The sequence below is a fragment of the Bacillus sp. mrc49 genome (assembly GCF_002803435.1).
Genome location: NZ_PHNG01000157.1, coordinates 1 through 933, shown reverse-complemented (window position 1 = coordinate 933; position 933 = coordinate 1). Strand labels below are relative to the sequence as shown.

At 43.4% G+C, this 933-nt stretch carries 1 protein-coding gene; it reads right to left on the bottom strand.

The genetic code is table 11. From position 1 onward, the window contains the following. Positions 1–661: dicarboxylate/amino acid:cation symporter (locus CVN76_RS01080; RefSeq protein ID WP_157805411.1), on the bottom strand; the 661-nt coding region annotated here is incomplete at its 3' end. Positions 662–933: the final 272 nt, after the last annotated feature.

Below are 933 nucleotides of genomic sequence, written 5' to 3'. Positions count from 1 at the left end.
CATAGCCCTCCAAAATCTGCGGCCCAAGCTGTCCGATGATCGTCGCAAAATAAGCGCCAAGTCCAATGGGTGCATAGTACATGACGATCTTCACGACCTTCATCATGACAGCCGTTCCAGCTGTTAAAAATTCGGTGATCGGTCTAGCCTTCTCGCCGACAAGTGCAGTCGAAAGTCCAATTAATACCGAGAAAACGATAAGCTGGAGCATATTGCTCCTGGAGAACAGTTCGGGAAAATCGGATACGGTTACAGTGTTGACCAGTTGACTGAAGAAAGATACATCTTCAACCTTTTCCTCAGGGGAACTGTTTTCCATCAATTCTTTGATGGCTGTCGTATCTGTGCCCTCCAAAGGGTTGATGATGGTTGTCCCAATGAATCCAATCACGGCAGCCAATGCGGCTGTCGTCAGGAAAACGATCACGATGCTGCCCATGATTTTTCCGAGGCGGTTCATTCCACTCATATTGGCAATGGCCGAAGCGATGCTGAAAAATACCAAGGGAACGATGATCGTGAACATCAGATTTAGGAATAAGTCTCCCAGCGGTTGTATGACCGAGGTTTTCTCACCGAAAACGACGCCTGCTATCCCACCGATAATAATGGCAGTGAGTAGGATCAATGAGGATCGATAGTTTTTAAAAAAGCTCTTCATGAAAAAATCCGTCCTTTCAGGATGAAGATAATCAATAAAAATATACTTCATTATCAACTTTAGATGAAGGTTTGACAATATATTTTTAAAGGAAGGAATGTTAAAAGCCGAAACGCAATACATAATAAGAAGAATGAATGAAAAGCGTGGGTAAGGAGGAGTAATATGACATTTTTTAATGTGGAAGAGGGTGTCCGGCTATTTTATGAAGAAAAGGGGCAGGGCAGGCCAATCATTTTTATCCATGGAGTATGGATGAGCAGTCGCTTCTT